Below are 5,683 nucleotides of genomic sequence, written 5' to 3' on the forward strand. Positions count from 1 at the left end.
ATCCTGGACTGCGGCTGCGTACTCGGCCTGGCCGACCGGCACGACACGCACGCCTGGCTCGGGATCCCTTATGCCCGGCCGCCCGTGGGCGACCTGCGCTGGAAAGCGCCGCGCCCGCCCCTGCCCTGGAACGGCATCCGGCACGCGCTCGAGTTCGGGCCGCCCGCGTGCCAGCCGGCCGGCATCACCATCGACGCACCTGCAAGCGAATGGGGCCGGCCGGCCGGTTCGGAAGACTGCCTGACGCTGAACGTCTTCGCGCCGCGCTTCAGTCCGGCACGGGTGCCGCATGGCGCCGGGCGCCTGCCGGTCATGGTATGGATTCACGGCGGCGCGAACACCTGCGGCACCTCGGCCACCTACGGCATGGTGCGCAACCTCGCCGGACATGATCAGGTCATCGTGGTCTCGGTGAACTATCGGCTCGGCATACTCGGCTGGTTCAGCCTGGCGGAACTGGCTGCGGACGGCGACACGCCGGAAGATCGTTCCGGCAATTTCGGCACGCTCGACCTGATCGCCGCCCTGAAGTGGGTGAAGCGCAACATCGCGGCCTTCGGCGGCGACCCGGACAACGTCACGATCTGGGGTGAATCGGCCGGCGGATGGAACGTCTATTCGTTGCTCGCCAGTCCGCTCGCCAAGGGCCTGTTCCACAAGGCGATCGCACAATCGCCGCTCACGACCACGAACACGCTGGCGCAGGCGCGTCACTACGTCGACGATGCCGAACCCGGACACGAATACAGTTCGCGCGAACTGCTCTGCCGCTGGCTGGTACGCGACGGCAAGGCGCGCGATCGCGCAGACGCCAAAGCCGTCATCGCCCGCATGGCACCACGCGCGCTTGCCGCTTATGTGCGCGGCAAGACGCCAGCCGAGCTGCTGTCGGCCATCACGCCCGGCGCGCTCGGCTTCTATCCCGCCCCGCTCCTGCTGCGCGACGGTACGGTCCTGCCGGACGCCCCGCTGCTCGACCTGTTCGCGGACCGCAAGCGCTACCACGCCGTGCCCCTCATCGTCGGCGCCAACCGCGACGAATACAAGCTGTTCCTCTCGCAGAATCCCGCCTACGTGAAGCTGCTGTTCGGCAAGATTCCCATCATCCGCGACGTCGAGCGCTACAACCGCGATGCGGCCTACCTGTCCACGCTGTGGAAGGCCGCCTGCGTCGATGCCGTGGCCGCCAGCATGGTTGCATCCGGCCATCCCGCCGTCTGGGTCTATCGCTTCGACTGGGACGAGCAGCCGCCGGTGCCCGTGATCCGGCCACGCGTCCTGCTGGGTGCCTCGCATGTGCTCGAAATGAGCTTCGTGTTCCGCGACCTGGAAGGCGAGTTCGACCCGTTCCGCAGCAACACCCGGAAGAACCTGCCGGGGCGTCGCGAAGTGTCGGACGCCATGGCGGACTATTGGACACAGTTCGCGCGCAACGGCGCCCCGGGACGCGGGACCCGGTATGCCGCGCCGGACTGGAAGCCCTGGACACCGGAGGATGGCGCCCCGAAATCGATGGTCTTCGATACCTCGGCCGATGGCGGGACACGCATGATCGGGCACGCCACGGATACCGATGAACTGGCGAACCGCCTGGCCGCCGATCCCGCGTTCGACGGCGATCCGGACAGCCGGTGTGCGCTGTGCGTGCGCATGTTCGTGCATTCGGTATTCGGGGAAAGCGCCACTGCGGCGCGGCGTGCCGGCTGTTGCGGCGCGGCAATCGGCCAACCGGGACCGGCTCACTGGCCGTAACGGCCTTCAACACCGATGTCGACCAAAACCACCCGCCAGCGCGTCCCCCGTGTTGCCGTTCCGGACGAAGCGCCGCTCGACCAGGGCATGCTGCTCGAACTGGTCGGCTACAACTGTCGCCGCGCCTTTCTCAACATCGCGGCGCTGTTCAGCCAGCGCATGGAAAAATATGCCCTGCGTCCGGTGGATTACACGACCCTCACGCTGGTCAACACCAACCCCGGCATCACCCCGAAGAGGCTGGCGCAGGCGATCAACGTCGCGCCGCCGAACCTCGGCCCCTTGCTCGAACGGCTGGAAGCGCGCGGCCTGCTGGAGCGCCGGCCCAATCCGTCCGACAAGCGTTCGCAGGTACTGGTATTGACCGACGAGGGCCGTGCGCTCTGCGCCAGGGCCGACAAGACGGCCGATCAGCTCGAACACGAGGCGACCTCCATGCTGACCCGGGAGGAGCGCGCCGAACTGTTACGCCTGCTGCAAAAAATCTTCCTCTGACCTCCGGTCGACAACCGCTGCGCCTGCCCGCGACCGGCTTGCCGCCGGTTCGCAGGCGGTTCGCCGGCCGGTCAGGTCGTCGTGCGCATCGCGCCTGCGCCGGCCCGGATGGCGAGGCCGGCCCGGTCGGCGTACAGGTCGTCGACCAGCGCGGCGCGCCGGGCCAGCACGGCCGCCTGGTTGATGGAGCCCTTGTCCGTCAGCTCGCGGTGGTCGATCGACGGCGGCTCGACCAGCGGCAGCAGGCGCTCGACCCGGTTCGACGAACCGCTCGCCGTCGCGTTCAGGTCCGTCAGCAGCCGCGCGAACATGGCGCGCACGGGCGGACTGGCCAGCACCTGCGCCGCATCCGCGTSCGCCGGCAGGTCGGCCAGCGCGCGGCAATGCTCCATGCGCGGGAATACGAGCAGCGCGATCGTCTCGCGGTTCAGGCCCGCGACGACGGCATCCATCACGTAAGGCGCGCCCAGGCTGATGACGCGGGCGCGCAGCGGGCCGACGCTGACGAAGGTCCCGGACGACAGCTTGAAATCCTCGGCGATGCGGCCGTCGAACACGAAGCCCAGTTCCGGCCGCGCCGCGTCGTAGAAGCGCAGCGCGTCGCCCGTGCGGTAATAACCCTCGTCGTCGAATGCCTCGGCCGTCAGGTGCGGCGCGCGCCAGTAGCCGGGCATGACGTGCGGACCGGCGAAGCGCGCCTCGAACTTGTCGTCGACGGGGACGAGCTTCGCGCGGCAGCCCGGCGCCGGCACGCCGACATAGCCCGCGCGCACGACATCGCCCGTGCCGAACGTGCACGACGGCGACGTCTCCGTCATGCCCAGGCCCGTCATGATGCGGATCGACTCGCCGCAGTGCGCGCGGGCGACGGCGTCGAGCCGGTCCCACGCGGCCTGCGACAGGCCCGCGCCCGCGCACAGGAACAGTTTGACGCGCGAAAAGAACGTCGTGCGCAGGTCGGCGTCCTGTTCCAGCGCATCGGTCAGCATCTCGAAGCCCTTCGGCACGTTGAAGTAGACGGTCGGTGCGATCTCGCGCATGTTGGCGAGCGTCTGGCCGAATTCCCTCGGCGTCGGCTTGCCGTCGTCCAGGTACAAGGTGCCGCCGTTGTACAGCACGATGCCCACGTTGTGGCTGCCGCCGAAGCAGTGGTTCCAGGGGAGCCAGTCGACGAGCACCGGCGGCGCCTCCGCAAGGAACGCGAAGGTCTGCAGCAGCATCTGCTGGTTGCTGACCAACATGCCGTGCGTCGTGACCACGGCCTTCGGCCTCTTCGTCGAGCCGGACGTGAACAGGAATTTCAGGATCGTGTCCRATCCTACGGCGTCATGGGCCGCGTCGATGTCGCGCACGGCGGTGTCCAGCAGGCTCCCGAACCGCGTTGCGGCGCGTCCCGGGTAGTCGCCGGCGCCGAGGATCAGTTCCACGCCAGGCGGCAGCACGGCGTCCAGCGCCGGCGTGTACGGASCGCCGTCCGCCACGTACAAGGCGCCCGGCGTCAGCTGGTCGATCAGGTCGCGCAGCTTGCCGAAGTCCGTCGCGACGAGCGAGTACGCGGGCGAGATCGGGGCATACGGGATGCCGGCATACGCGGCACCCAGCGCCAGCTGGAAGTGTTCCAGGTCGTTCCCCGACAGGATCGCGAGCGGCCGCTCCGCCGACAGGCCGCGGTCGCGCAACGCCTGGCCGATGTGGCGCGCGCGGCGCAGCATGTCGGCATAGCCGATGCGAATCCAGCCGCCGTCCGGGCCGCGCCGGGCGACGAGCGTACGCTCCGGGTGCGCGGCCGCCCCGCTGGCGAGACGGTCGGTCCAGCGCCGGGGCACCGGTCCGAGCGGCGTTACGGCGTCCACATGCCACACGTCGCCGTCGCGCCAGGCGCGGATCTCCGGATGACCGAGGAGGACGGGACGGCGCCTCCCCTCCGGTTGCAGGTCATGCATGCCGGTCTCCTCAGATCGGATAATGGCGCGGACCGGTCTGCACGGTGATCCAGCGCAGGTCCGTGAAYTCGGCAATCGCCGCCTTGCCGCCGAAGCGTCCGTAGCCGCTGCCCTTGACGCCGCCGAACGGCATCTGGGCTTCGTCGTGCACGGTCGGGCCGTTGATGTGGCAGATGCCCGATTCGATGCGCTGGGCGACGGCCATGGCGCGGCCGACRTCGCGCGAGAACACGGCCGACGACAGGCCGTATTCGCTGTCGTTGGCAAGGCGGATGGCTTCCTCGTCCGTGTCGAAGCGCAGCACGGAGACGATGGGGCCGAACGACTCCTCCTGGTAGACGCGCATGTCCGGCGTGACGCCGTCCACGATGGCGGGTTGCAGCACATTGCCTTCCAGGCCGCCGGTCTGGATGACGGTGGCACCGCGCTCGCGCGCATCCTGCAGCATGGCGGCCACGCGGCCGGCGGCAGCGGGGGCTATCATGCCGGCCAGCGGCGCATCGGCCGGCGCGGCGCGCAGGGTGGCCGTCTTCGCGGCCAGCCGGTCGATGAACGCGGACGCGATCCTGCGGTCGACGATGATGCGGTCGGCCGACATGCAGATCTGGCCCTGGTTGAAGAAGGCGGAGAACGCGGCGGCGTCGACGGCCGCGTCGAGATCGGCGTCGTCCAGTACGACGATGGGATTCTTGCCGCCCAGTTCCAGCAGCACGGGCTTCAGGTGCTCGGCGGCCAGCTTCGCGATGATGCGGCCCACGCGCGTGGAACCCGTGAAGTTGAYGCGCCGGACCGCCGGGTGCGCGACGAGGCGCTCGACGACCTGCGGCGCATCGTCCGGCGCATTCGAGATGAAATTGACGACACCGGGCGGAAACCCGGCGTCGACGAAGGCCTGCGCGATCAGGCGATGCACGGCCGGGCACARTTCGGACGCCTTCAGCACCACGGTATTGCCGCAGGCGAGCGGCATGGCGACGGCACGCGTGCCGAGGATGACGGGCGCATTCCACGGCGCGATGCCGACCACGACGCCGCAGGCCTGGCGCACGCCCAGCGCGAGCGAACCCGGTACGTCGGACGGGATCACCTCGCCGGCGATCTGCGTGGTCATGGAGGCCGCTTCGCGCAGCATGTTGGCGGCGAGCGTCACGTTGAACTGGTACCAGACGGGCGCGCCGCCCGCTTCCCGGACGGCGGCGTCGACGATGCGCGGGCGCAGGGCTTCCAGTGCGTCGGCCGCGCCCAGCAGCAGGGTGCGGCGCGCGCCGGGCGCCATGGCGGACCAGGCGGGAAACGCGTCGCGCGCGGCGCCGACGGCGGCGTCGACATCGTCGAGGGTGGCGGCGGCGGCGAGTGTGGCGACGGCGCCGGTGGCCGGAGCAACGCCGCCAGTGGCGGGGTTGCACCGCTCGAACACTGCGCCATTGGATGCCGGGCGGGCCTGCCCGGCGATCAGCAGATCGGTTTCGTACATCAGAGGTCTCCTTGTTGGC

The 5,683-nt window shown here is 69.8% G+C and carries 4 protein-coding genes; 2 read left to right on the forward strand and 2 right to left on the reverse strand.

The window, feature by feature from the left end; translation table 11 throughout:
- Positions 1-1,752: carboxylesterase/lipase family protein (locus AC1DYX_RS26855; protein WP_477264569.1), on the forward strand; the 1,752-nt coding region annotated here is incomplete at its 5' end.
- Between the two features lie 15 nt (positions 1,753-1,767).
- Positions 1,768-2,247 carry a MarR family winged helix-turn-helix transcriptional regulator gene (locus tag AC1DYX_RS26860; protein WP_477264571.1) on the forward strand — a complete coding sequence of 160 codons (480 nt, stop codon included), beginning with the start codon at positions 1,768-1,770 and terminating at the stop codon, positions 2,245-2,247.
- 71 nt (positions 2,248-2,318) lie between these two features.
- Here the strand turns inward: AC1DYX_RS26860 and AC1DYX_RS26865 are convergent, their stop codons facing one another.
- Together AC1DYX_RS26865 and AC1DYX_RS26870 are read right to left on the reverse strand one after the other, a co-directional pair.
- Positions 2,319-4,190, reverse strand: a complete 1,872-nt coding sequence (locus AC1DYX_RS26865) for a feruloyl-CoA synthase (RefSeq protein ID WP_477264573.1) — start codon at positions 4,188-4,190, stop codon at positions 2,319-2,321.
- A gap of 10 nt (positions 4,191-4,200) precedes the next feature.
- Complete coding sequence (locus AC1DYX_RS26870; protein WP_477264575.1) at positions 4,201-5,664, reverse strand: aldehyde dehydrogenase; 1,464 nt, start codon at positions 5,662-5,664, stop codon at positions 4,201-4,203.
- Positions 5,665-5,683: the final 19 nt, after the last annotated feature.

Source organism: Massilia sp. P2_C2, from assembly GCF_056404615.1.

What these genes read in the sequence shown, in the direction of transcription:
- AC1DYX_RS26860 (WP_477264571.1), top strand. Translation starts at nt 1,768, where the DNA reads ATGTCGACCAAAACCACCCGCCAGCGCGTCCCCCGTGTTGCCGTTCCG.